Here is a 1,097-nt window from a genome sequence, read left to right as displayed (position 1 = left end):
TCCTATGTTTGTTTTCTCATACTTTTCGGTGATAAAGAATGTGGGCAGCGGGAGTAAGACCAAACAGCCCCTGAAGCCAGGACAAGCTTGTCTAACATGATGGTCCCCCGCTGCCTTTTTACACGATACTGCGGGTAGTTCAACTGAGCACCGGTTGCCGCCGGAGAGCTCGCGTGAAATTAGGATGGCTGCAGATGTGTAAAAATCACATTCCTCATTTTTAACCAAAGTGAAAGTACAACATGAAGCTTGTTTGCGGTATTGACGTCTCTAAAGACACCCTCGATGTTTATTACAATGATGACAAAGGAAGGACCCATTATACCAAGCTCTCCAACACCGCCTCCGGCCACCGCGAGCTGCTGGAAAAGTGCGGTGAGCGGGTATATGTTCTGGAAACCTCCGGGCCTTATTATCTCGCCCTTGCCTTTACCCTGAAGGAAGCAGGAGGCGACGTGCGGGTAGAAAATCCAATGGTCGTCAAGCGCTTTATCCAGATGAACCTGGAGCGTAACAAATCCGACAAAAAAGACGCCCGCTGGCTCTTCCGCTATGGAGTGGAAAGAGAAGCTTCCGTGTGGCGTGTGCCCTCGCAGGCGCAGCTCAAATGCAGCCAGATCGGGGCTTTGATCAATATGTATGTGCGTCAGAAAACCATGCTTCAAAACCAGTTGCATGCCCTCACCTACATGCCCTTTGCCGATAAGGAGGTCACAAAAAGCCTCAAAGCCTCTATTGCCCGGATCGAGCGGGAACTGAAAAAGCTGGAAGCGCAGATGGATGCAGAACTGAAGCAGTGGAGTGGCAACCAGATGAAGAACCTGCGCTCCGTGCCCGGCTTGGGCAAGCGCGCCGTGGCCACCCTCATCGTAGCCACCGACGGCTTTACCAAGGTCTCCAACTACCGCCAGCTCATTGCCCTGGCAGGCCTTGCACCCAGGGAGCACACAAGCGGCACTTCGATAAAGGGAAAGCGGGGAATCTGCAAAATGGGCAACGGCTACCTGCGCAGTGTGTTGTTCATGTGCGCGCTCACGGCCAAGAAATATAACGCCGCATGTAAGGATCTCTATGACCGACTAGTGGCCAAAGGAAAG

Annotated in this window: 1 protein-coding gene; it reads left to right on the top strand. The window is 52.6% G+C overall.

The genetic code is table 11. From position 1 onward, the window contains the following. Positions 1 to 242 precede the first annotated feature (242 nt). Positions 243 to 1,097, top strand: an 855-nt coding sequence (locus EPD60_RS07930; RefSeq protein WP_131448574.1) for an IS110 family RNA-guided transposase, incomplete at its 3' end; no start/stop codon positions are given.

The sequence above is a fragment of the Flaviaestuariibacter flavus genome (genome assembly GCF_004337505.1).
GTDB lineage: Bacteria > Bacteroidota > Bacteroidia > Chitinophagales > Chitinophagaceae > Flavisolibacter > Flavisolibacter flavus.
Note: the sequence above shows the minus strand (reverse complement) of the source record. Positions and strands in the feature narration are given on the sequence as shown.